Annotated in this window: 19 protein-coding genes; 5 read left to right on the top strand and 14 right to left on the bottom strand. The window is 57.7% G+C overall.

All coding sequences use genetic code 11. The annotated features are described in order from the left end of the window. Window positions 1–129 precede the first annotated feature (129 nt). The 10 genes from htpG to L6R21_16195 all read right to left on the bottom strand — a co-directional run bounded on the left by htpG (window position 130) and on the right by L6R21_16195 (window position 12,090). Window positions 130–1,992: a molecular chaperone HtpG gene (gene htpG, locus L6R21_16240; protein MCK6560744.1), complete on the bottom strand. Its 1,863-nt coding sequence runs from the start codon at window positions 1,990–1,992 to the stop codon at window positions 130–132. A gap of 213 nt (window positions 1,993–2,205) precedes the next feature. After that, complete coding sequence (locus L6R21_16235) at window positions 2,206–2,541, bottom strand: hypothetical protein (protein MCK6560743.1); 336 nt, start codon at window positions 2,539–2,541, stop codon at window positions 2,206–2,208. Between the two features lie 44 nt (window positions 2,542–2,585). Beyond that, window positions 2,586–3,524 (bottom strand): thioredoxin-disulfide reductase, encoded by a 939-nt coding sequence (trxB, locus tag L6R21_16230; protein MCK6560742.1) that lies wholly within the window; start codon window positions 3,522–3,524, stop codon window positions 2,586–2,588. Between the two features lie 23 nt (window positions 3,525–3,547). After that, window positions 3,548–4,222, bottom strand: a complete 675-nt coding sequence (locus L6R21_16225) for a hypothetical protein (GenBank protein ID MCK6560741.1) — start codon at window positions 4,220–4,222, stop codon at window positions 3,548–3,550. Window positions 4,223–4,232: 10 nt separating this feature from the next. Then, complete coding sequence (locus L6R21_16220) at window positions 4,233–5,390, bottom strand: endonuclease/exonuclease/phosphatase family protein (GenBank protein MCK6560740.1); 1,158 nt, start codon at window positions 5,388–5,390, stop codon at window positions 4,233–4,235. A gap of 477 nt (window positions 5,391–5,867) precedes the next feature. Next, window positions 5,868–6,425, bottom strand: coding sequence for a cob(I)yrinic acid a,c-diamide adenosyltransferase (gene cobO / locus L6R21_16215; protein ID MCK6560739.1), 558 nt, complete (start codon window positions 6,423–6,425; stop codon window positions 5,868–5,870). 238 nt (window positions 6,426–6,663) lie between these two features. Beyond that, complete coding sequence (locus L6R21_16210) at window positions 6,664–7,188, bottom strand: hypothetical protein (protein ID MCK6560738.1); 525 nt, start codon at window positions 7,186–7,188, stop codon at window positions 6,664–6,666. A 41-nt stretch (window positions 7,189–7,229) separates the two neighbouring features. After that, window positions 7,230–8,720 (bottom strand): SpoVR family protein, encoded by a 1,491-nt coding sequence (locus L6R21_16205; protein ID MCK6560737.1) that lies wholly within the window; start codon window positions 8,718–8,720, stop codon window positions 7,230–7,232. A gap of 88 nt (window positions 8,721–8,808) precedes the next feature. Continuing rightward, the gene (locus L6R21_16200) at window positions 8,809–9,915 is read right to left on the bottom strand and encodes a DUF444 family protein (protein ID MCK6560736.1); all 1,107 of its coding nucleotides are present in this window, start codon (window positions 9,913–9,915) and stop codon (window positions 8,809–8,811) included. A 108-nt stretch (window positions 9,916–10,023) separates the two neighbouring features. Continuing rightward, the gene (locus tag L6R21_16195) at window positions 10,024–12,090 is read right to left on the bottom strand and encodes a serine protein kinase (GenBank protein ID MCK6560735.1); all 2,067 of its coding nucleotides are present in this window, start codon (window positions 12,088–12,090) and stop codon (window positions 10,024–10,026) included. Window positions 12,091–13,179: 1,089 nt separating this feature from the next. Here L6R21_16195 and L6R21_16190 point away from each other — a divergent pair. The 3 genes from L6R21_16190 to dusB all read left to right on the top strand — a co-directional run bounded on the left by L6R21_16190 (window position 13,180) and on the right by dusB (window position 16,683). Further along, window positions 13,180–13,986 carry a hypothetical protein gene (locus L6R21_16190; GenBank protein MCK6560734.1) on the top strand — a complete coding sequence of 269 codons (807 nt, stop codon included), beginning with the start codon at window positions 13,180–13,182 and terminating at the stop codon, window positions 13,984–13,986. A 3-nt stretch (window positions 13,987–13,989) separates the two neighbouring features. After that, on the top strand, window positions 13,990–15,432 hold the full coding sequence (locus L6R21_16185; GenBank protein ID MCK6560733.1) for a hypothetical protein: 1,443 nt from the start codon (window positions 13,990–13,992) through the stop codon (window positions 15,430–15,432). Between the two features lie 258 nt (window positions 15,433–15,690). Beyond that, window positions 15,691–16,683 (top strand): tRNA dihydrouridine synthase DusB, encoded by a 993-nt coding sequence (gene dusB / locus L6R21_16180; protein ID MCK6560732.1) that lies wholly within the window; start codon window positions 15,691–15,693, stop codon window positions 16,681–16,683. A gap of 6 nt (window positions 16,684–16,689) precedes the next feature. Here dusB and L6R21_16175 read toward each other — a convergent pair whose 3' ends face one another. After that, window positions 16,690–16,944, bottom strand: a complete 255-nt coding sequence (locus L6R21_16175) for a hypothetical protein (protein MCK6560731.1) — start codon at window positions 16,942–16,944, stop codon at window positions 16,690–16,692. 142 nt (window positions 16,945–17,086) lie between these two features. On the opposite strand from L6R21_16175, the gene L6R21_16170 reads away from it, so the two are divergent. Both L6R21_16170 and L6R21_16165 read left to right on the top strand, forming a co-directional pair. Further along, window positions 17,087–17,572 carry an isochorismatase gene (locus tag L6R21_16170; GenBank protein ID MCK6560730.1) on the top strand — a complete coding sequence of 162 codons (486 nt, stop codon included), beginning with the start codon at window positions 17,087–17,089 and terminating at the stop codon, window positions 17,570–17,572. Further along, the gene (locus L6R21_16165; GenBank protein MCK6560729.1) at window positions 17,559–19,307 is read left to right on the top strand and encodes a M28 family peptidase; all 1,749 of its coding nucleotides are present in this window, start codon (window positions 17,559–17,561) and stop codon (window positions 19,305–19,307) included. Before L6R21_16170 ends, L6R21_16165 begins: the two co-directional genes overlap by 14 nt. A gap of 3 nt (window positions 19,308–19,310) precedes the next feature. On the opposite strand, the gene L6R21_16160 is transcribed toward L6R21_16165, so the two are convergent. From L6R21_16160 to L6R21_16150, 3 genes are all read right to left on the bottom strand, one after another. Next, window positions 19,311–20,366 carry a DUF3810 domain-containing protein gene (locus tag L6R21_16160; protein ID MCK6560728.1) on the bottom strand — a complete coding sequence of 352 codons (1,056 nt, stop codon included), beginning with the start codon at window positions 20,364–20,366 and terminating at the stop codon, window positions 19,311–19,313. 116 nt (window positions 20,367–20,482) lie between these two features. Then, window positions 20,483–21,103 carry a hypothetical protein gene (locus L6R21_16155; GenBank protein ID MCK6560727.1) on the bottom strand — a complete coding sequence of 207 codons (621 nt, stop codon included), beginning with the start codon at window positions 21,101–21,103 and terminating at the stop codon, window positions 20,483–20,485. A 15-nt stretch (window positions 21,104–21,118) separates the two neighbouring features. Next, complete coding sequence (locus L6R21_16150) at window positions 21,119–23,029, bottom strand: N-6 DNA methylase (GenBank protein ID MCK6560726.1); 1,911 nt, start codon at window positions 23,027–23,029, stop codon at window positions 21,119–21,121. Window positions 23,030–23,035: the final 6 nt, after the last annotated feature.

Raw genomic sequence — 23,035 nt, 5'->3', positions numbered from 1 at the left:
CGCCGCTCCAAACACAAAATCCCACTGCCGCGCAGCGCAAAACTGCGGCAGTGGGATTTTGTGTTTGGAAGGCCGTTCAACCCCCGGCGTCGCGATCGCTTCGGTCAGGCAGCGCGCGGCCGCAGGAACCTACTTCGTGGCTTCCTCCAGCAACTCGTTCATGCGATTCACGAAGTCAGCCGGGGAGGGCATGTTGCCTTCCAGCAGTAGTGCGCCCTCATACAGTTGCAGGATGCTCTTGCGCAAGATCGGATCCGTCGGGCTGCTGAGATTGCGGCGGGAGAGATTCTTGATGAGCGGATGGGACAGGTTGACTTCCAGAATCTTTTTCGCAGCGGTGTAGTTCTTGTCCATCAGCTTCATCATTTTTTCCATCTGGCTGTCGAGGCCGTTCTTGCCCGCCACCAGCGTCACCGGCGAGTTGACCAGCCGTTTCGACTCCACCACGTCCTCCACCTTGTCGCCCAGCGTTTCCCGAAACACCGTGAGCAGCGATTTCGCCAAATCGCCGCGCAAGGCTTCCTGGTCGCCGGTCTGATCGGGCGCGAGTTCCAGATCCGCCTTGTCGATGGACAGCAGCGGTTGCTTGTCGAATTCATTGAGCGAGGGCAGCACGAATACATCCACCGGATCGGTGAGCAACAGCACCTCGATTTCGTTCTTGCGGAAGTATTCGAGCTTGGGATTTTTCTCGACCGTCTCGCGGCTCTCGCCGGAGAGGTAGTAAATCGCCTTTTGCTCGGGTTGCATGCGGCTGAGGTAATCGCGCAGACCGGTCAGCTCACCCTTGTCCAGCTTGGTCGATTCAAAGCGCAGCAGCTCGATGATCTTGTCGCGATTGGCGTAATCCGTGTTGACGCCGGCTTTGAAGAACGCGCCAAAATTGCGGTAGAACTTCTCGAATTTGGGCTTCTCCTGTTTGGCCCAGTCCGCGAGAAAAGCCAGAATCTTTTTGGTGAGAATGTCCCGGATCTTCGCCATCGCCGGGCTGGTTTGCGTCACCTCGCGCGAGACGTTCAGGGGCAAGTCCGCGGTATCGACCACGCCCTTTACGAAGCGCAGATACTCCGGCAGCAGCTCCTTGCAATCATCTTGAATGAAGACTTTGTTGGAATAGAGTTGCAGCGAGCGTTCGTGGGGATCGCGGAACCACAGCGGCGTCGCCGTTTCCGGGATGAACACCAGCGCGTTGAACGTCACTGCGCCTTCGATCGCCAACTGCAAATGACCGAGCGGCGGATTGAAGTCATTGGTGATGAATTTGTAAAACTCGATCAGTTCCTCCTCGCGGACCTGATCCTTGGGCTTGTGCCAGAGCGCGGTGACGGTATTGACTTTTTCCTTGCCGAGAAAGATCGGGAAATCGACAAAATTGGAATACTTGTTGATGATTCGCTTGACGGTGTATTCTTCGCTGAATTCCTTCGCCTGTTCGCGCAGTTTGAAAGAGATGTGCGTGCCGCGGGTCGGCTTGTCGATTTCCTCGATGGTGAAGGTGCCCTCGCCGCCGGAGCGCCAGCGATAGCCCTGCGAGTCGGGATTGGCATGACGGGTTTCGATCGTCACTTCCTCGGCGACCATGAACACCGAGTAGAAGCCGACGCCGAACTTGCCGATCAGGTTGCCGTCGAGCGTGCGGTTTTCTTCCTGCACCTTCTGCAGAAACTCCAGCGTGCCCGAGCTTGCCACCGTCCCGATTTTCTCGATCAAGTCCTCGCGTGTCATGCCGATGCCGGTGTCGGTGATGGCAAAAGTATGCTCCTTGGCATCGAGGGTCACGGTGATCTGCAAATCAGCGTCCGCGTCCAGCACATTGCGGTCGGTGAGCAGGCGAAATCTGACCTTGTTGAGCGCATCCGAAGCGTTGGAGATCAATTCGCGCAAAAAGATTTCGGGATGAGTATAAAGCGAATGCACGATCAAATTGAGCAACTGCTTCATCTCCGCCTTGTACTCGAACTCCTGCATCTTTTGAGGTTGGTCGGCAGCCATATGACATCATCTCCTGTTTTTCATCAGAGGGATTGAGCTTCACTCGTCAATGCTTGACAATGCTCCGCCGGCACTCGGGGTCCGCGGAAGCGGCGCAAATGTATGACAAGTTCGCGCGATTTTCAAGTGTTTGAATCAAACAAAGATGGCGGTGGCCTCAGCGGCAGCGCGCCGGAGACGGACCGCCGGCAACGGAAAGAAGTGCCCCGGGGATCATGCCGTGGAATCGTCTGGCCGCCGGCGCTGCCTGGCCTCCGAGACGCCCTCGCGCTCCCGGTAGTCCTCAAGATGCAGCAGGCGCACCAGCCGCTCGAAGCTGGCGAGCCGGCGGCGCAGCGTGAAGTTGGCGCGTTGTTTGAGATAGCTGGTGAACAGCAAAAGCAGAAAGCTGAGAGAAAAGAGCAAAAGCCAGCCGAGCACGGCGGCAATCGCAGCGCCCGTGGGCTGCCGAAACAGCGTCTTGCTCGAATCAAAAAAAGCGCTGAAGCAGGCAATGCCCGCGAGCAGCGCCAGCGCTTGCACCAGCCAGCGCAGATTGAGTTTGATCATGGCGAGGCTTTCTGCGCCAACACAGGCCGACGGCACTGCCGCCGTCAATGCCCTTGGGCTTCCAGATATTTCTCCACGTCCATCGCGGCCTGGCAACCCATGCCCGCCGCGGTGATGGCCTGGCGATAGTAATGATCGACCACATCGCCGGCCGCGAACACGCCTGCGACGCTCGTCATGGTGCGCGTTTTCAGCTTGATGTAACCGACCTCATCCACTTCCACCTGGCCTTGCAGGAATTCAGTGTTGGGCTTGTGCCCGATCGCAACGAACACGCCGGAGATCGGCATCTCCGTGGTCTTGCCGGTTTTGACGTTCTGCAGCGTCACGCCGGTGACGGTGTTCTTCGCGACCTCGTGAATCTCGGTGATCACGCTGTCCCAAATCAGGCTGATCTTGGGATTGTTGAACGTCCGCTCCTGCATGATTTTCGAGGCGCGCAGCTTGTCGCGGCGATGCACGAGATAAACCTTGCTGGCGAATTTGGTGATGAAGTTGGCGTCTTCCATCGCGGTGTCGCCGCCGCCCACCACAATGACTTCCTGATTGCGGAAGAACGCGCCGTCGCAGGTGGCGCAGGTGGAGACGCCGTGTCCCAGCAGCTTGCGCTCCGCCGGCAACCCCATCAATTTGGCCGAAGCGCCGGAAGAAATGATCACGGTTTTGGCCAGGTAGACTTTTTCGCTAACGAAAAGCTCGAACGGATGGGTTTTGAAATTCACGCGATCGACGGTGTCGTGCAGCAAGCGGGCGCCAAAATGTTCGGCCTGCGTGCGCATGTTTTCCATCAGTTCCGGCCCCAAGATTCCCTGGGGAAAGCCGGGAAAGTTCTCGACCAGCGTCGTGAGGGTGAGCTGGCCGCCAGGCTCCGGGCCGGCAAACACCAGCGGCGCGAGATTCGCGCGCGCCGAGTATAACGCCGCGGTGTAACCGGACGGGCCGGTACCAATGATAATCACATTGCGTGTTTCAGAGGATGACATTTTTTATCCTTCAACAATTATGTTTATGATTTGAAACTCTCGCCGAAACGTTGCAATCGTTGCTGAATTTCTGCAACGATTTCTTTGACGGAGTCGAGATCGGTTTTGCTCATATGACGCGCCAATTCTTCAAACAAGGGATCGAGTCGGGGTTGATGGGCATGCATCAAAGTAGCAATATCGTTCTCATAAAGTCCCACGCGGGTAAAATCGCCCTGGCGATAAAGCGAAGGCAGGGAATAAAGCTTGAGCAGCAGCAGCCCATCAACTGTTGCGCACGGCAAATCACGTTCGACAAAGTGTTGAATTGCGGCACAATGCTGTCGCACATGATTGAACAGCGGATTTCGCGTTAGCAGGATGTCGATGCGCAACTCGTGAAACTGTCCCCGTGCGAAGTATTCATCCATTTTCTCAATATGAATCTCAGGCAGCTTTTTAAGCGCGGAAAGCGCCATAATCAAATCGATGTCTTCGGTATTGCGGCCTTCAATATATTGCAGCAGAGCAATGCCGCCAACCAACAAAAAGTCTGCTTTCCGCTCATGCAATAATTGAAAAAGATCTCGAACGGTCTGAGGCAGCGAGTCCGCTTGCATAACCCCTCCGCGCCAGTTTTTGAAATTGAATACGGCCGCGTTGCGAATGACTTTGCCGACGTCGACGCGTCGCTCAATGATTGTCGTCAGCGATGCCATATCACTTTCATCACAATTCGTTCGACAAATTATTCGGCACTTGCATGATCGCAATAACCGGCAGATGATCCGAAATTTTCAGCGGGTCATGCTGCCGCACGTAGTGCATATCCACGCGAGCCGGCTTCGGAAAAATCAGATAATCAATCGTGCGGTCGGGGCCTGCAGCCGCCGGATCGTTGGGAAAATGCGTAAACCAGTTTTGATAATCAATCCCCGTGACCTCTTCCCAATTCGGCAAGACTTGATATTTTTGATACAACGGCGCGATCTCCGAGTGTTGCTGATAGTAACTCTTGTGGCTCTCGGGCAGGCGGTGATACGCGGCTTCGTCCGGCGGCAGCAGATTGAAATCGCCGCCCAGCACCCAAGCCATACCGCTGGCGTCGAGCGCCGCCAAGATACTGTCGATTTCCACCACTTGCAAGTGCATTGTATAGGTGCCGGCCGCGAAGGCATCGAGATGCGTGTTCAGCACCGCCAGTTCGCCGCCCTGCGCCAGCGGCAGCCGGGCCTCGAGCACGGCACGCTTGGTGCTGAATTGCCGCGTGAGGAAATCGTTCGGCGGCAACGCGAGCTGATGGCGCACGCCGCGGGTGATCTTGTATTTCGAAATCGTTGCGAGTTTCATGCCGGCCGCGCCCCAGATGCGCGGATGCGGCACGAATGCTGCTTTCCAATAAAACGCGGCCACGTGCGAGCAATACTCCGGCGGCAGCAGAGCCAGCAAACGGCGAAGTTGATCCTCATGATCAGTACGGCGGCTGCCGTCATCGACTTCCTGCAACAGAATGAGATCGGGATTCTCCGCGCGAATGACGCGGCTGACTTCGGCGAGGGTGCGCGCGAGGCTTTGCGGGGTGGGGCGTTCATGCGGGCCGTCGAAACCGGGCGTGTCGTGCCAGAACACGTAGTCCTTGCCCGCCATGAATTGCACATTCCACGTCAGAATTTTGAGCTTTTGGCCGGGTTGCAGCAAAGGCGCGCTGTCGGGACTGGTGACGGCTTCGGGCTGCACCTCAGCGGGATGAAACGTGAGCAGCCGCACCGCGGCGAAAAACGCGGCAGCCAGCAACAAGATTGTACCGCCGAAATGTAGCGTCAGCTTTTTGAGTATCACGCGCCGGGCGGGATCTGAGATTGTCGTTTGCGGGTCAAGATTCGCCACCGTCGCTCATGAAGTTTGTTGTGGCCAACGGCGACCAGTGCACTGTTGCCTTGAAAAGAAGATCAACCCCCTTGCCCTCCTGCGACGATCCTGTAAAGATTTGGGCACAGCGCCGCCGCAAGAATTCGATGCCCGGGAATAATTGTGTCCAGCGCGATCTTCCACACGACGATACCGAGGCAGTTGGCAGGGGGACAAAGCAATTTCTTCAGGGAAGCAAAGCCGCAGAGGCTTGTGAAGATGCCTCAATCATTTGTTGTCTTCATTACTGGAGGACTAAAGTCAAGTTTTCCGTTGCGTATCATTGCCTCTCAGCGTCATTGCGTGCGCTTTTGCCTCGTTCGGTTACGGGGATGGCATTGCTGCCTGCAGGGCGTCGGATTTCAGCTTGCCGGAAAACTGGCGTCGCCACCCGCCGCAGTTTTTGAGATTGAAGCGGGTGGCAGAGCTGAAGACTTTCATCGCGCCGGCCCCGTTTCAAAAATCCACGCCTTTTTGCGCCAATTTGCCTTTTTGATACGGATGCTTGATCTCACGCATCTCGGTGACGAGATCAGCGACCTCGATCACCTCCGGCGGCGCGCCGCGGCCGGTGAGAATCAAATGGCAGGTCGCGGGCTTGGCGGCAATGATCTCCATCACTTTTGCAACCGGCAGCAGGCCGGTCATCACCGCGACATTGATTTCATCGAGGATGACCATGTCGAACTCTTCGCTGCGGAGAATCTCGAGGGCGCGCGCCGCCGCCGCCTGCGCCGCCTGGCGATGCACCTCCTCCGGCAGCTTGTCATCGACGATCCTGTAAAAGCCCTTGCCCATGCGTTCGATGGTGAAATAGGGCGCGAGCAGCCGGGCGCCCTCCAGTTCGCCGTAATGCCACGAGCCTTTGATGAACTGCAGCATGAAAACCCGCAGGCCGTAGCCCACCGCCCGCAGCACCGTGCCCAGCGCCGCAGTGGTCTTGCCCTTGCCGTCACCGGTGTAAACCAGGGTCAGGCCGTGGCGCACTGTGATGGTCTTTTTGATTTCGCTCATGGCGCAACATAATTTCGCGCGCGCTGAGAAACAAGCGAAAACTCCGGCCCAAACAGCAAAGCCCCGGCACCTGGCCGGGGCTGCAGAGTCCTTTCCTGGAAGAGAATTTTCCACTCGTGCGCTTCGCACTGCCGGGGTCAACTTGCTTGCACCGCCCGCCAAACACACGCAACACGCCAAAAGGCCTGGCGCCTGTTCGCGTGTTGCGTGGGCAGATCTTGGAGGTGCCGAAGCTGAGTCAGGAAACCAGGAGCGCAGCCGCGAGATCGTTCAACAGGCGGCGGCAAATATCATCCGTGACATGAAACGGTTGCAAGCTGCGGCTGTTGTGGTTGCCGGCGTAACGGCCGAACACCAGCACGCTGCCTTGTTCGAGCAGAATTTCGTAGTATTGAATCGCTTCTTCTTCGCGAAAGGGCGTGGCGCTGCGCACCTGCGCGCGGTGGGCGGTTTCATCCAATTCGATCAGGCGAAAGCCTTCGAGCAGATAGGTGATCCGGTTTTCCAGCGCGGCCGCCTGTTCGGCCAGCAAGGCCTTCAGCGGTTTGCCGGCGGGCGGAGAGCCGGCGCGCACCGCGGTGATCTTGTGCACGAGATAGCCAAACCGGTCAAAATCGGCCAGTTCGAGTTTCAGATGAATGCCGTCAACGACGTCTTCGTAGAGCCAGCCGCCGGGCGGCAGGGGTTTGAGGGCGGGCGGCTTTTCGTTCGGGCCGCGGCGTAACTGTGCGAGTTCCGTCACGACCTGCATGCCGAGGTTCATATTGCCTCCAGAAGTTTGAAAGAAGGGATGGGGTTGCTGCCTTATTCCATTTCCGTCTCCTTGTGTTGCTCGCCGTCGTAGGTCAACAAGGTCTTGGTGTCTTCCAGCTCGGTCTCCAGGTGAATCGGCCGGGTCCAGATCCGGTAAAGATTCTTCATGGTATCGCGGGCCTCATCGAGTTTGAGATCGATGCCTTCATGCCGGTGGATGAGATACAGTTCGCCGCGATTCTTGTAGTTGCCGTCTTCCACCAGAATGAAGGGCTGGCCGTGATTGGTGAGCATGAACAGCAGCCGCTGCTTGACCGCTTGAAACTGGCGGTCGCTGATCTCATAGTAGCCGCTGCGATCGTTGTAATCATAGACAAACAGCCGGTGTTCGCGGCAGAATTCCGGCGTCAGAAAGGCGTCGATGAAGGTAACGTCGTTGTAGAGCTTGCGCACTTCGAAAATCTTCTGCCGGCCCATGCCGAGCTGGGTGTCCCAGGCTTTCTTGACTTCGAAATCATCGCATTCTTCGTATTCCTTGCCGAATTTGCCGCGGTTCCAGCGGTCTTCGATGTCGCGAAACAGCTCGATGCCGAGTTTGTAGGGATTCAGCCGTCCCGGGCTGGTGTGCAGCGTACCGGAATGATGATCGGCGTAATCGATCACTTCGGAATCCGTGAGAATGCGCTCGGTCATCATCTTGGAGTGCCAGTAGCTCGCCCAGCCTTCGTTCATGATTTTGGTCTGGCCCTGCGGCGCGAAATAGTAGGCCTCTTCACGGATGATGCTGAGCACGTCGCGCTGCCATTTTTGCAGCGGCGCGAATTCGATCAGGAACTGCAGCACGTCGCGCTGCGGCTTTTCGGGCACCTTGCGGAATCGCTTCTTGCTTTCTTCCTCCTCCTTTTGGCGCTGCGCCGCGAGGAACGCGGGCGGATTGATGAATTCGTCGAGATAGTCCTTCGGGCTTTTGAGCTTGATCTGCCTGGGTTCCTCCGGCCCCTCCTCTTCCGCCACCGGCGCATGGCCGTTGCCGTTGCCCATGAACGGCAAATGCGGATCGATCAAATTCTCCAGGCTCAGGCACACGTCGATGAAATTTTCCACCGTTTCTTCGCCATACAGCTCGAGATAGCGCCGCACGCGCGTGGCGTGGTTCGCCATCTCGTCCATCATCTTGCGATTGGTTTTGGCGAACCAGAGGTTGTTCTTGAAGAAATCGCAATGTGCGTACACATGGGCCATCACCAGCTTTTGGTCGACGAGATTGTTGCAGCGCATGAGGTAGGCATAGCAGGGATCGTTGTTGATCACCATCTCGTAGATTTTGGCCAGGCCGTAGGAGTAGCTCTTGGCGAGCTCTTCATATTCCATGCCGTAACGCCAGTGCGGATAGCGCGTGGGAAATCCGCCATAGCTGGCGATTTCATTGAGCTCGTCGTACTCAATGACTTCGAAGATGGTCTCGTAGAAATCCAGGCCGTATTCGCGGGCGTAACCCCGGATTTCATCCTTGATGGCAGCAAGATCAGAAGGCAGGCTCATGGCGCGTCTGGTGTTGGTTGGAATGTCGAGTCTCAAATCAGACGATCAGAAGATTTGAGACTGTGGCCGCGGCTGCGCCGCAAGGCGATTACTTGCCCTTTCCCAAAAAGTCCTTGATCGATTTGTAAATCGATTCCTTGTCGGGGATTTCCGAAAGCACCAATTTTTCCTCGGCGTCGAAATAATCGTCCAAATCACGAATGAACTGGCCGCTGCCATAGGGGCTTTCCACCTGGCCGTAGCAGAAGAGATTCACCGCCGGCAGCAGCTTCTTTTCCAGGATTTGGATGCACTCGTCGGTGTCGATCTCGCCCCAGTTGTCGCCATCGGAAAAGTGGATCATGTAGATGTTCCAGTCGTCGGGCGGATAGTTCGCAGTCACGATGGTATGGGCGAGTTTGTAGGCGGAGGAAATAATGGTGCCGCCGCTCTCGCGGGTGTGATAAAACGTTTCCTGATCGACTTCGCGCGCGACCGCGTCGTGAATGATATAGCGCGTTTCAAGATTCTTGTACTGGTAGCGCAGCCAGGTGTCGATCCAAAACGATTCGATGCGCACGATTTCTTTCTGCTCGTCGCCCATCGAGCCGGAGACGTCCATCATGTAAATGATGACGGCGCTCGCCTCCGGCAACGGCACGGTTTTCCAGGTGCGGTAGCGGCGGTCTTCGCGATAGGGAATGATGCGCGGGCTTTCAGGATTGTACGAGCCGCTGATCAATTGCCGCTTGAGCGCCTGTTTGTAGGTGCGCTTGAAATGCCGCAGCGATTCCGGGCCGGTGGTGCTGATGCCGGTGTACTTGTCCTTCTCGCTGATGATGTTCTTCTTGCCCTTGGGCGAGATGTTGGGCAGTTCCAGCTCCTCGCCGAGCAACTGCGCCAGTTCCTCCAACGAGACATCGACTTCGAGCAGATGATCGCCCGGCGCTTCGCCGGCCTGGCCGGTGCCGGACTGGTCATCGCCGCGACCGATGGGCGTGCCGGGGTCACCCTCGCCCTGGCCCACGCCGCCGGTGTTCTTGCCGGAATAGCGAAAGTGCGGCAGGTTGATCTGGTGCACCGGAATGCTGACGATGTCCTTGCCCTGCTTGCCGATCAGCTCGCCGCGGCTGATGTATTTGCGCAGCTCCTTCTTGATCTGGCCGCGCAGAATTTGGCGAAACCGGCTGCGATCTTTTTCGATGCGTTTGACCATGCAGATCTCCACATGCCTCCATCTTCCTAGCCCTCCTGCCCGCCTGGAATTTTCAAGCGGCGAGCAGGAGGGCGAGTTGGAGGATGAGCAGAAAGAGAAGTAAAAGCGTTACCGCTGTTTCACATCGCCGCGCGCGAAGATGCTCGCCACATAATTCAGCACATCGGTCGCGCTTTCGTCGGTGTAGCCGTAGTACTTGATCATGCGCGCTTTGACCACGTCGATCTTCTCCTGCGTTTCCTTGTCCACCACGCTGGAGATCAACGTCGTCAGCTTGATGGTGTCCTTCTGGTCTTCGAAAAGCTTGAGCTCCAGCGCTTTTTGCAGGCGTTCGTTGCTCTTGTAGTTGAAGGTCTTGCCTTCGAGCGCGAGCGCGCCGATATAGTTCATAATCTCGCGGCGGAAATCGTCTTTGCGGCTTTCAGGAATGTCGATCTTCTCTTCGATCGCGCGCATCAAGCGTTCATCCGGCTCTTCATCCGCCCCGGTGTATTTGTTCTTCACGCGCTCGCGCTGCGTGTAGGCCTTCACGTTGTCGATGTAGTTGCCGCAGAGCCGTTTGAGCGCGTCTTCATCCGCAGCAATCGCGCGCTGCACTTCGTTCTTCACGATGTCTTCGTATTCTTCCTTCACCACGGCCAGCAGCTCCTTGTAGCGTTTGCGCTGCTCGTCGCTGGTGAGCAGCGAGTGATGCTTCAGCCCGGCCTCCAGCTCGTTCATCACCATGAAGGGATTGATGCTGGACTGGCTCTTTTCGCTGACCAGGGCATTGGAGATCTTGTCCTGAATGTAGCGCGGCGAGATGCCTTCCATGCCTTCGCGCGCCGCTTCCGAGCGCAGTTCCTTGATGTTATCCTCGGTGAAGCCCGGCAGCGTCTTGCCGTTGTAGAGCTTGAGTTTCTGCAGCAGCGTGAGTTGCGCCTTGCGCGGCTCTTCCAGCCGGGTGAGCACCGCCCACATACCGGCCATTTCGATGGTGTGCGGCGCGATGTGCTTGCCCTTGATGCGCTGCGGATTGTAATCCTTCTCGTAGATTCTGATTTCGTCGTTGAGCCGGGTGATGTAGGGCACATCGATCTTCACCGTGCGGTCACGCAGCGCCTCCATGAATTCGTTGGACAGCAGCTTGCGGTATTCCGGCTCGTTGGTGTGGCCGATGATGACTTCATCGATGTCGGTTTGCGCGAATTTCTTCGGTTTGATCTTGTGCTCCTGCGAGGCGCCGAGCAGATCATACAGGAACGCGACGTCGAGCTTGAGCACTTCGATGAACTCGATCAAGCCGCGGTTGGCGATGTTGAACTCGCCGTCGAAATTGAAGGCGCGCGCGTCCGATTCGGTGCCATACTCGGCGATCTTGCGGTAGTTGATGTCGCCGGTCAGTTCGGTGGAATCCTGGTTCTTCTCGTCCTTGGGCTGGAAGGTGCCGATGCCGATACGGTCCTTTTCTGAAAGAATCAGGCGTTCGACGCGCACGTCCTGAATGAGATCAATCCACGAGCCTTGATGTTGCTTCAGCAGATCGCGATAGGTTTGCCGGCAGAACGGGCACAACTCGCCGACGATATTGACCTGCTCCTCGGTGTTGCGGCCGGCATTCAGGCGCTCCAGCACGCGCGGCCGGATGTCTTCCGGCACGAGATGCAGCGGTTCTTCGTGCATGGGGCAGCGTTCCCACACTTCCTTGCCGTTCACGTGCTGGCGCCAGGAGAAGGTGTACAAGGCGCCCTCCGGCGTGCGCGAGTAATGCTCGAGCCCCTTTTTCAACAGGCGCACGATGGTGCTCTTCGCGCTGCCCACCGGGCCGTGGAGCAACAGCACGCGCTTCTCGGTGCCGTAGCCGCTCGCCGCCGCTTTGAAGAAATTCACGATGCGCATGAGCGCGCGCTCCAGGCCGTAGACCGCATCGCGGCCGTGGTCGATGGGATCATCGAAGAACTTGTACTTGATCAGGCGTTCCTTGAACTCGATGATTTCGTCGCGGCCGTGCGACAGGATCATGTCATAGATTCTTTGAAACGCGGTGCGCGTCACCGCCGGGTTTTGCCGCACAATGCCCAAATACTCTTCAAACGAGCCGCTCCAATTCAGCGCGCGGTACGTTCTTGTATCGTGCAACCCGTTGATGATGCCCAGCAAACTGTCGGCATCCGAGGGGGTGATGTTTTCAGACATGAGTATGAACCTCCATTTCATTGAATTTTTATGCAGGCACGGGTCAAGCCAAATCAGACGGTGGCATGGGTGCCAGTGACTGCACGTCGACAACTGGCGAACGGTACAGCGCGCCACGCGTCGCCGTTACACGCTCTGCTTGCAACGATTGGCCATCAACGAAATCGTGACAACATCTGTTGGTAGGAGAACGATCGCTCTGGAACGTCAGCTAGGGTTGCAGTATGATGAGGTAGTTCGCCCGGCCCGCCTTGCTCGGTCAGCTTGCCGGTATACAGAAAGGTCAATGACAAGATTTCAATACGTCTCATGACAAAAAAAGTCGAATCCGATGAATTCGACTTTCAAAGACAAAGAGCGCTGGAAAATTGTGGGCAGATACTACGAACGCGGCGAATAAAAGTCAAGCCCTTTCTCGGGCGATATCGAAATTGGTACGCGGCGGTTCGTATCGCTGCTGGCGCTGGCCACGCCGCCGGGCTTTCCCCTCCACGGACGCCCCGGCTTCTCACCAGGAGTGCGCTGCAACCCTCAGCCTGATCAAGTTCTTCCCGCCTGCCGGCGCTGCCGATAATCCGGCGCGCGTGGTGACGCCGGCGTAAAACGAATTCGTTCACGCGGCCACGCGCCCAGACGAATGAAGAAGGTCGTTCCGTTGCGCTGCCGCTGTTGCACCGGCCATGTAAGCCTTCAAACTGAAGCGCTGGAACAAAAGTTCCATCGCTCGCCCTCCCTGGCGCGCCAGCCGCCATGCGCAACCACTCGTGGCAACACCCGCGGCGCCGCGCGTGCGCCGGTGTGCACTTGGTCATTTCAAAATCTGCAAAACAACGGATTAGCCCTTATAAATAATCGTTCTTAATCGGCATCGGCACCCTGCCCGCCCTTTCCCGTCTCGCTGCGGGGAATTCCGTGAACTTCCCCGGGATCATCTTTCCTGGCCGCGTGCAGCAGGGATCGTTGCAGAAACAGGGGCGCAGCCGGGAGAGCAGCCTCTCCGGAAATCCTCGCGGCTGGTTCGGGGCCGGCATGCTTTCCCCATTGGCAAAGCGGCCGTGCGCAAATCGAGTATCTCTGAAAGGGAGTCACATGCGAAAGCGTATCACGCCACGCCTCCTGCACCTGGCCTTGGTTGGCGCGGCAACCTTGCTTCTGCCGGCCGGCAGCCACGCGCAATTGCTCACTGATTTCAAAGCCAGACTCTCCAGCATGGTCATCAGGAAAGCCACGTTCGAAAATCTCGGCACGGTGGACGTCGATTTCTATCGCCACAATTTCGAGGTCGAGCTCGGCCTTGGGCAGGCTTTCCTCGGCGCGACTTATCAATACGCCACCAAGGAGATGCGCACGCGCAAGCTCGGCAACTCCTTTGGCCGGCGCGAAGACGGCGTGATGCTCACGGCCGGTTACAACCACGTGTTCTCCACCATGGCGCGCGTGGAAGCCTATGGCCGCCTGGGCGTGTGGGGCGATACCAATCCCGCGCAGGCGCTTTATGCCACTGACAGTGACGTGCGCCTGAGCCTGGTTTTGTTCGATGCCGACGGCCTCGCCGCCCTCTCGCGCCGGGCCGTTTTCCCCTCGGCGCAACTTGGAGTGAATGTCAACAAATACGGCCGGGTGCAGGGCATTGCCGGCCTGGGCTTGTGGTGGAATCGCGTGGGCGCGTACGTGAGCGGCTTTCAAGCCTTCAATGGCGTCGTGGATGCCCGCCGCCCCGGCAAGGACGCGGACAAAGTCTTTGCCAATCTGAAAAACAGCGGCGTCACGTTTTGCATGACCTACGAGCTGCACGAGTTTCTGCTCCTGGCCCGGCAAAACTACGCGCTGCAAAACGGGGGGCATGACCTCACGGTCAGCCTGCAGTATCAACACTTCTTTCGGAAGCAGAGGTGATTCATGATTCGGCTCTTCCGGCGTGTTCTCGTCTGCACTCTTTTTGCCGCGGCTTCCAGCGCGTGGGCGCAGTGGTTTCCCCTCAAACAATCGCTGGAGAACAGCGTGGAAATCCTGCGAGAATCGCAACAAGAGTTGGTCTTGTACCATCGCGTGCTGCAGGATTCCGTGGTGGTGACGCTGGCGCCCGCGCCGGAGGCCGACATTCACGGCGGGTTGGAATTCCGGCGCGGCAGCAATCCTTACCGCGTTTGGATCACCACCAAGCGCTTTTGGCAAAGGCCGCTGCTGGCGGAAGACGGCGGCCGTAAATTTTTCCTTGCCGGCCTGACCAACTCGCTGCGCCAGCCGCTGCCAGAGGCCGCGCCCGCGGAAGATCATCTCAAATCCTCACCGCCGGGCGAAGAAGCCGTGCGCGGCCTCGCTCACAGTTCCGCGCCTGCGGCGGCGGATACTGCCGTCACGCCACCGCCGGTGACTGCTGCAACGGTCGAAGAAATTGCCGGCGAAGACGCGCCTCAGCCGCCGCCGCAACCGGTTGCAGCAGACTCTTTCGCCGGCATTGCCGAGCAGCCCGAGCCGCCGGCGCCAGCACGGCAACGCACACCCCAACCCGAGCCGGAGGCGGCGCCCGCTGAACCCGAAACCAACGAGGAAGACTGGCGGGCGCGGCTTTATGCGGAAGGCCTCGCAGCACTCGATCAGGAAGACTTCGCCAATGCCCTGGCTGCTTTTGAGCAAATCCGCGCCGTCGATCCGGCATACCGCGACGTCATCGAACGGATCCGCGACCTCGAAACCATACAGCAGCAGGAGCAGGATGCAGCGCATGCACAAATCTGGAACGCGCAGATGGATTCGCTCTACCGTTCCGGCCGCGATCATGAGAGCCGCGCCGACTGGCAACGGGCCATCGCCGATTTCGAGGAGTTGGAACGCCGGCAGCCGGGCTATCGCGATGTGAGTAGCCGCCTGGAGCGCACGCGCGCCAATCTCGCGCCGGAAAAATCCCCGGCTTTCACCCCGCCGCAGTTGGCAGAGCAAAGCTCGACACCCTATCTCATCGGCGCTGCCGTCGCAATTGTGGTGCTGCCGCTGCTGAGCTTCATCATGTTTTCTTCGACGACGCGCTCGCGCTACTATCTATTGCGCGGCAACTACGCCGCCGCGGCTTCGATCTACGAAGTCATGCTGGCGCGCCATCCGCAACGCGAAAAACTCTATCTTCCCCTGGCGCACATCTATCTACTGCTGGGCCGTCGCGACGAGCAAGCTCTCAAAGTCTACAATGCCGTCTTGCGCCTGAATCTCGCCACGCCCAATCGTGAAATCATCAAAGAGATTGTCGCCAAAAATCAGCCGGTCAAAGGTCAGGCGGCCCCGCCCTTCGCCAAGCTGGAAGACAAACCCGAGTCTCCCAACTCTGGCGCTGACTCACAGGCGTGAAATCCGGCCTGTCTTTTCATCCCGCAAAACAACAAACGCGCGCGGCTGTTCCGGCCGGCCTGATTCTCCAACTGAACTCTACTGGTTTGAATGCGAACAATGCGGCCGCGTGTGGCGCGGCCGCATTGTTCGCCTCGCCTGCCATTTCGCCAGTCCGGCGCCGGCCTTTCGGCAAGTTGGGGCTGGATTCCTGCGATTTTTTTGTTACATTCGGGCACTTCATTCGAATCGACCAATCAAGTGTTCAGGAATAACGGCATGCAAGTTGTCAATCCTCCAGCCCGGCCGCCGGCCTTTTGGGTGCGCAACCTTCCGGTCTACGGCGAGGTGGTGCTGGCGCCGATGGCAGGCTTTTCCGATTTGCCCTACCGCATGATTGCGCGCGATTTCGGCAGCGCCATGGGCTACACTGAATTCGTTTCCGTCGACGGCATTCTGCAGGGCAATCGCAAGACCCTGCGCATGCTCGATTTTCATCCCTCCGAATATCCCATGACGTTTCAGGTCTTCGGCAGCGACGAGAACAAGATCGTGGAGGCCTGCCAGCGCATCGAGCAACTCGGGCCGCATATCATCGATTTGAACATGGGCTGTTCGGTGGCCAAGGTTTCCGGCCGGGGCGCCGGCGCGGCGTTGCTGTGCACGCCGGATAAAATCGGCCGCATTTTCAATCACCTTTCCAAGCTGCTGTCCGTGCCGGTGACCGGCAAGATTCGCCTGGGCTGGGATCACAAATCGCGCAACTTTCTCGAGGTCGCCAAAACACTGGAAGACAACGGCGCGGCCTTGATTGCCGTGCACGGCCGCACCAAGTCGCAAGCGTACACCGGCGCAGCAGACTGGGATGCGATCGCGGCCATCAAACAAGCCGTGCGGATTCCGGTCATCGGCAATGGCGACGTCAAATGTGTCGCGGACATTCAGCGGCTGCAGCAGCACACCGGCTGCGACGCGGTGATGATCGGCCGCGCTGCCATCGGCAATCCCTGGATCTTTGCGCGCAAGGACCGCCACGAGGTCACCTTTGCCGAGAAAGCCGCGCTCATTCGCCGCCACCTCGCGCTAATGCTCGACTATTATGACCAGGACTACGGTTTGATTCTCTTTCGCAAACACGTGGTCAAGTACGTCACCGAAATTCAGGGCGCGGGCAAACTGCGCGCCGCCCTCGTCACCTGCACCGCCCCGGAAGATTTCATCGCCCTGCTGGCGCAGGCGGAAGCGAACCAGCAGGAACTGCGCGCGGCGTGACTCATTTCACCGAGCCGTGGGCCTCGTTTGCTTACAGCGCTTCTTATTTGCATGAAGAGTCGGTGCCCGGGGCATCCCGCCTGCCGGTTCAACCTTCACGCCGGCGAAAAGCGCTGTCATCCTGCAAATCCTGTCGCACGAGCCATTGGCGGTTTGCCCTGCTGGCGTGACGACGATGCCGGATTCAAAACTCGTCTTTTCGACCGGATGAAACAGGATTGACAGGATTCGAGTCTCCAGCGCTTTTTCATGCAGCGTCATCGCCTCTGTCGTCCCACCTGCTGGTTCAACCTTTGCGCCGGCAGGCAAGCCAAAACGAACCGCGGCGGTGTCAGAGAGAACAATATCGCTTCACGCAAACAGAAATTGCTGTGAGATCGTCCCAACTCAAAAAGGAAAGCCAGTGACCTCCCCATTCCCCGCGCTTCAACTGCGCGAGGATTATCAACCCCGGCCGATTCGCTTCCTCGAGTTGTGGCAGGAAGCCGGCTGGCAAATCAAACTCTACGGCATTGCCTATCGCCGGCCGCAACCGCAGGCGGAATTGATCGCCGCTGCGAAAAAACTCTTCACGCCTCATCTTTCCCAACCTGCGGCCGCAACGCACTACCACACCGGTTTCGTCGGCGTACACGAAGGCCGCGGCGCGAATTTCGCGTTCTTCGACTTCTGGGCCGAGGAAAATGAATTGCATCATCACGTCTATGTTTCTCCGCCCGAGGAATGCGAGCGCTGGGAGTATGTCACGCCCACGGGTTTGATCGCCTGCGTATGGGATTTGCGCGTGCTCAGCTTCGAGCGCGACGCCTGGGTGGAAACGGTTTTGGCGAACCCGGCCGGGCCGAACCTGGCGCACTACTTGGAGCGCCGCCTGAATGAAGACATCTAAGGCGAAGCTCGTTCTCCTGTGCGTTTTTCTTTGCGTTACCCTCCAACAGCCCGCTGCTGCGCAGAAGCCGCCCGCCGGTCTGATCAAGAATCTCTCCGTCATCGACAAGCATTTCAGCGGCGACCGTGCGCTCGCGACGGTCGCCCTACTGCAGAATTATTGGCGCCACGCCGGCAACCGCGATTTCAATCTGGGCATGGCGGCGATCGCCGCCGCGCTGCGCGCCGGCGGCTATTCGGAATCGGATTCCCGATTCAAACTGCTCGTACGCGACACGCTGCTCGCCCACGGCCGGGCATGGCAACCCGATTTCGCCGAGCTGCGCTTGCTCGCGCCGAACGACACCGTGCTGCATTCCCTGGCGCAAGCCAAGATGATGCTCTGTCCCAATTCCCACGCCACTCCGCCGCAAGGCATGCGAGCCGAGCTGGTTGACCTCGACAGCCTGGAGGTTGCGCCCGGCAGCCTGCGCGGCAAAGTGGCCTACACGCGCCGGCCCCCGCACGAGGTCTTTGGCGAAGCCGCGCTTACCGGCGAAGCCGCGGGCCTCATCTCTTCCTACTTGCCGGACTTCAACCGGCCCGTCGAGCATCCTGCTTCGATCAGCATGGATGCAATTCCGTACGTCGATTCGCTGGTGGTCTTTGCTTTCAAGATTTCGTACGCCAGCGGGGTTTTGCTCGATTCCCTGCTGCGCCACGGTCCGGTGTTGGTGCAGGCAAAAGTGCAGGCGCAGTTTTCCGCGAAAGTCGTACGCGAGGTGACCGCTGAAATTACCGGCAGCCAGAAGCCCGAGGAGATGATCGCGGTGATTGCGCATCTCGATGAGCCGGGCGCCAATGACAACGCCTCCGGTTGCGCCACGTTGCTGGAAATGGCGCTGGCGCTGCGGCAGGCGCTGGCGGCGGGTGAGCTGCCCGCGCCGGCGCGCACGCTCACGCTGAAGTGGGTCGAAGAAATCGCGACCGTGCTGCGCTGGCAGCGTTCCGAACCCGCGGCCTTCGCGCAGGTGATCGCCGCATTGGTTTTGGATATGGCAGGTGAAGACATTACCCAAACCGGCGGGAGTTTTTTGGTGGAAAGGGCGCCGGATCCCGCAGCGATTTGGACGCGGCCGCCGGATCAACACACGGAATGGGGCAGCAGTGAAGTCGAAGCAGCGGATTTGCAGGGCACTTATCTGAATGACTTGTTCATCGCCGCCTGCGAAGGCCGCGGCCGGCTCGCGCGCAACGGCTGGCAGGTGCACAGCAATCCCTTCGAAGGAGGCAGCGATCATGTGCCCTTTTTGCAGCACGGCGTGCCCGCGGTGCTGGCCTGGCATTTCACCGACGTCTTCTATCGCACCAGCGGCGATGACATCGACAAGGTCTCACCGCAAGAGATGGCCAATGTCGGCGTGAGTGCCGCCGCCACCGCGCTCTTTCTTGCGCAGGGCACGGAGGCGGATGCCATCGCCGTCGTGCGCTTACTGCTGAATCGTGCGGTCCAACGCTTGGAGAATGAGACGCGCAACAGCCTGGCAGCGCTGGGCAAGCCCGGCGCTGATCCCGCTGAGGAAGAGAAGATTTTGAGAGCTTGGCAGAGGTGGTATGAGGAGGCGTTTGTCAGCGTGCGCAAGCTAGCGCTTGCGCCTGCCAGCGCGGGGTTGACTGCGAAAATCGCGCAGGCGCAACGCCAACTGCAACGCCTGACGGAGAGCAAAGTCAATGCGATTCGCCGCGGCCGCAAGTGAAATCTACTTCGGCTGTGCCTGCTGTTCCCGCCACCGTATCATCAACTCGATCACTTCCCCATAGTTTTGCGTGCCGCCGCTGACGCGGTTCGCGCGCAAATAGGCATCATACATGCGACGGGAGGACTGTGACAGCACGCCGCGGTAGGGCAGCGAGCGCTGCCGCACGGCGCTCAGATCAGCGCGCACCTCCGGCCGCACGCGCCGCCGCAGGGAATCAGCATCCTGCAGCAGCGCGGCCCGCGCCAGAAAAGATTCCAGCAGCGCAAAGTGGCCGGCGTATTGCACCGCCGAGTCCGCGCTCGCCAGACAGGCGAGTACCCCCAGGAAACTGGCCTCGGATTCGCGCGCGTAGCCCATCTGATGCGCCTTTTCGTGCGCCAGCACGAACGGCAATTCCACCGGCAGCAGTTCCGAATTAAGATGAACTTCGTGCAGAAAAGGACTGAAAATGCCCGAGGTCAACGTGTAGTTGAGCAGCGCCGGCACGAGCAGGTGTTTGGGCCGGCGGCTGCCCGGCGCCAATGGCAGCGACAAATCAGAGAACAGCCGCTGATAGCTGTGCTCGAGCATGCTGTCGAGCTGGGACAAGTTCCACACCGCTGCCGGCCGCCACGCCCTGTTGGTGACGGCAATACCTTGTTCCAGATAACGCCGAAAAGTGAGGCTGTCGAGGGCGGCAGTCTCGCGGGCAAATCCCAACTGCTGGTCGATCGGAGTACGAAAATAGTTGCAGCCCCAGGCGACATAAAACCACGCCACGAGCACTGCGGCGCCCAGCAGCATCCTGCGCAAGCTGCGTTTCCACATGCGCCGGCGCAAGAGCTGCAGCCAAAACCAAATCGCCGCGAGCAGGCAGAGGTAAAGGCAAATCTCAGAGAGGGAAATGGAAACGGCGGAGGTGAGGGGCGAAAGCAAGCCGGTGAGCGCGAGGTAAAAGCGCTGGGTGTAGAAGGTTTCAACCCACTCCGGCTGGCGCGTCAACACTGCGAGGAACACAATGAGGAGCACGGCCACAGCAACCGAAAACGTGAGCGACCGATTGCGGTTTGGGTTCATGGCCGGGCCGTATTCTCTTGATCAAGGCAATGGGGCTGCGCCGGCCGTGGTGACAGCGGCCACGGCCGGTGGCAGCCCGCGGTTTCATCCGGCGCCCATCACGGTGCAGCCGGGGTTCAAATCCAAATTTTTTCTCCCACCATCATTTTGCCATGATGCTCGCGCCGCCATTTTTCTGAAATCCCCATTTGATACTTGATTGTGGCTTTCGGCGAAACGCCGAACACTTTGACGATTTGCGCACCCGTGAGCAGAAGCAATGTTGCAACCTTAAACTTCGGCGGCGGCGCCAGCGCGATGAGATAGCGAATTTGGTTCACTCTAAGCTGGAGCTTCCGATTCCAAACCTCGTTAATGACGTCATCGGAGCCGGGATGATACCGCCCGAAATCAACTGTGACGCTTTTTCCCGTGTGATGCTTTATCTCCATGGCCTGGTGACGGATGTCTGGGAAAAGCCCGCCGCCAGGTGGGTAGTTGTAGCCTAGCTTCTTTGCGACTTCAAATTCGAACCAATGTCCTTTGGGGCGCACTTCCAGTATTCTGCCCTCCGCATCCTTGGGAGCGTCAATGCTCATCAAATCATCTATTAAGACAGCCATCTCTTCCAGTGTGTACAGCACTTCCGGATCCGGAGGCTGATTGGCAAGAACACCGGCATCCTCAAGGTCTTTTTGATAGATCGCCAGCTTCTTCGCATTCGCGGACGCTGAGATTTGCTTGCGGCCTTTGATCATCTGCAGATTTCTTGGCTAGGTGGCTCGATTGATCCTTAGTGTTTTTTCAAGTTCATCAACATCAGAATCATTGAGTCCGAAAAGCTCATAAACCAACCGATCGTTATTGTTTTCCAGTTCTGCAATTTCGCCAGGGGATAAAGACAGTTCGAGTTGTCGCGCAGTATTTGCCAGTTGCTGCCTGACTTTGCTGCTTTCGTGCAATTTTCTTGGGACAGGGTATTGCCTCAGATAGGTCGTCCAGTAGCGAAAGCGCTTGGCGTAAAGAACATTGCCACAGGTGGTTTTGTGAAAGTACTCCATCAGTTTGGAGTTTAACAATGCCAGTACGGCTTGATTCATTTCCAATGACTGGTCGCTTAGAATGATATAGAAACAGGTTCCATTGACAAAGTACCCTGCTTGATCCAACGCGAACCGGTTTGTAGCGGAAATATCCGGTGTAATTATTTTGATTTTGGCGAAATCTCGAGGAGATTGATGCACCCAGATTTCAAACCATTGGCGTCCTGAATCTCTAAGATAGCTGCGTGCAGTCAATCTATCACGGTGCAAAAAAAGATACTTTTTTGCCTGGGGAAAGCGATCCAAATCAACGGGTGTCAGTTTGCCATTGATCTCCCGGTAAGGATAGAGAACGAAGCAATCTTCTTGGGCTTGCCAGCGAACCGACCAGCGTTGAATATTGTGGCTCTCGAGTACAGGATGGATAAGATCTCTTTCAAGATCACTTTTTCCAATGAATGACTCCGTCAATGGTTTAATGAAAACATCGTCTGCTGTCGTTTTGAGTCCAACACTGATCTTCTCGGCGAAATCATTCAACGTACCTGCTGCCGAGCGCCAAATCTTTTCAAGTACTCGAGTTTCGGCTGGTGAATGAAAAGTCCATATTGATTTGTTTTTTGTGGGATGAGGTGCGGCAAACCTGCGCACGCTGAATGTGCGAGACCCAATTTCCACATCGCGTGCGAGAGGTAGTTCGGAGGGTGTCAGAACCTCGAATATGTCTGAGCTTTTTTCCGCGCGCGGGCAGGGTCCTTTGATTTCGCTGGCAGTTGTAAAAATGATCTGCTCGGAGAGATGACGGCCGCGGCGCAGAATCACGATCATTGGCAGAATGGCGGCATCGAAGAGCTTGGTATCGGCAAGGTCAACAATCTCCTCGATAGTAAAGTTATCAACAATAAACTGCCGTAAATGTCTGGAACCGTTGGTGGTGAGAAGCTTGTTTGAAACAACATATCCAAGCCTTCCTTTCGCACTCAATACTCGTGTCGCGAATTCCATGAAAAGCGCAGAAATGTCAAAGCGTCCGGCTGCTGTCCGAAAGAGCTTGATGTATTTGTTGCGACGTTCCAGCGGAAAAATGTTTTGAATTCGAATATAAGGCGGATTTCCAATCACACAATCAAAACCGCCCGCTGCCATCACCCTGGGAAAAAAACCAGCCAGAGGAGATGAAGCCTCTGCCTGCTCAAAATCGAATCCCAATTGACCTTTGTGTTCATTCAGCAAGTCGAGGGCATCACCCGCGATGAAGTTGCTACTCAGGTCGGCTCTCGCCACGCCGAACTCCCCTGCCTTCAAGAGCAGATTCTGCCGAGCCTCTTTGACGGCCGCAGGGTCAATGTCTATTCCAAAAATGCAGCTCTCCAGTACTTCTCGCGCCCGCCACGAGTCAATCGTGCCATGCTTTTGTTTGAGATTCGCACAAACTATCTCATATGCTTTCAGCAGAAAAAGACCAGACCCGCATGCTGGATCCAGGATCCGGCAGTTGCCGGGATCGGCGGTCCCTGCTCCAATGGTCCTCCCAACGATGTACTCGACGACATTATCCGGTGTATAATGTGTTCCTGAGAATTTTCGCTCTGTTGTCGAGTACGTCGCTTCGAATGCTCGTGCGATGTTTTCAGCCAGCATGTGTTG

It is taken from the genome of bacterium (assembly GCA_023150945.1).
In the GTDB taxonomy this organism is placed as follows: Bacteria; Zhuqueibacterota; Zhuqueibacteria; order Zhuqueibacterales; family Zhuqueibacteraceae; genus Coneutiohabitans.
This window is presented reverse-complemented; position numbering and strand designations above follow the sequence as displayed.

What these genes read in the sequence shown, in the direction of transcription:
- L6R21_16165 (MCK6560729.1), top strand. Translation starts at nt 17,559, where the DNA reads ATGAAGACATCTAAGGCGAAGCTCGTTCTCCTGTGCGTTTTTCTTTGC.
- L6R21_16175 (MCK6560731.1), bottom strand. Translation starts at nt 16,944, where the DNA reads ATGACGCTGCATGAAAAAGCGCTGGAGACTCGAATCCTGTCAATCCTG.
- trxB (MCK6560742.1), bottom strand. Translation starts at nt 3,524, where the DNA reads ATGTCATCCTCTGAAACACGCAATGTGATTATCATTGGTACCGGCCCG.
- L6R21_16190 (MCK6560734.1), top strand. Translation starts at nt 13,180, where the DNA reads ATGCGAAAGCGTATCACGCCACGCCTCCTGCACCTGGCCTTGGTTGGC.
- cobO (MCK6560739.1), bottom strand. Translation starts at nt 6,425, where the DNA reads ATGAGCGAAATCAAAAAGACCATCACAGTGCGCCACGGCCTGACCCTG.
- L6R21_16195 (MCK6560735.1), bottom strand. Translation starts at nt 12,090, where the DNA reads ATGTCTGAAAACATCACCCCCTCGGATGCCGACAGTTTGCTGGGCATC.
- htpG (MCK6560744.1), bottom strand. Translation starts at nt 1,992, where the DNA reads ATGGCTGCCGACCAACCTCAAAAGATGCAGGAGTTCGAGTACAAGGCG.
- L6R21_16185 (MCK6560733.1), top strand. Translation starts at nt 13,990, where the DNA reads ATGATTCGGCTCTTCCGGCGTGTTCTCGTCTGCACTCTTTTTGCCGCG.
- L6R21_16200 (MCK6560736.1), bottom strand. Translation starts at nt 9,915, where the DNA reads ATGGTCAAACGCATCGAAAAAGATCGCAGCCGGTTTCGCCAAATTCTG.
- L6R21_16225 (MCK6560741.1), bottom strand. Translation starts at nt 4,222, where the DNA reads ATGGCATCGCTGACGACAATCATTGAGCGACGCGTCGACGTCGGCAAA.
- L6R21_16160 (MCK6560728.1), bottom strand. Translation starts at nt 20,366, where the DNA reads ATGAACCCAAACCGCAATCGGTCGCTCACGTTTTCGGTTGCTGTGGCC.
- L6R21_16235 (MCK6560743.1), bottom strand. Translation starts at nt 2,541, where the DNA reads ATGATCAAACTCAATCTGCGCTGGCTGGTGCAAGCGCTGGCGCTGCTC.
- dusB (MCK6560732.1), top strand. Translation starts at nt 15,691, where the DNA reads ATGCAAGTTGTCAATCCTCCAGCCCGGCCGCCGGCCTTTTGGGTGCGC.
- L6R21_16205 (MCK6560737.1), bottom strand. Translation starts at nt 8,720, where the DNA reads ATGAGCCTGCCTTCTGATCTTGCTGCCATCAAGGATGAAATCCGGGGT.
- L6R21_16210 (MCK6560738.1), bottom strand. Translation starts at nt 7,188, where the DNA reads ATGAACCTCGGCATGCAGGTCGTGACGGAACTCGCACAGTTACGCCGC.
- L6R21_16150 (MCK6560726.1), bottom strand. Translation starts at nt 23,029, where the DNA reads ATGCTGGCTGAAAACATCGCACGAGCATTCGAAGCGACGTACTCGACA.
- L6R21_16155 (MCK6560727.1), bottom strand. Translation starts at nt 21,103, where the DNA reads ATGATCAAAGGCCGCAAGCAAATCTCAGCGTCCGCGAATGCGAAGAAG.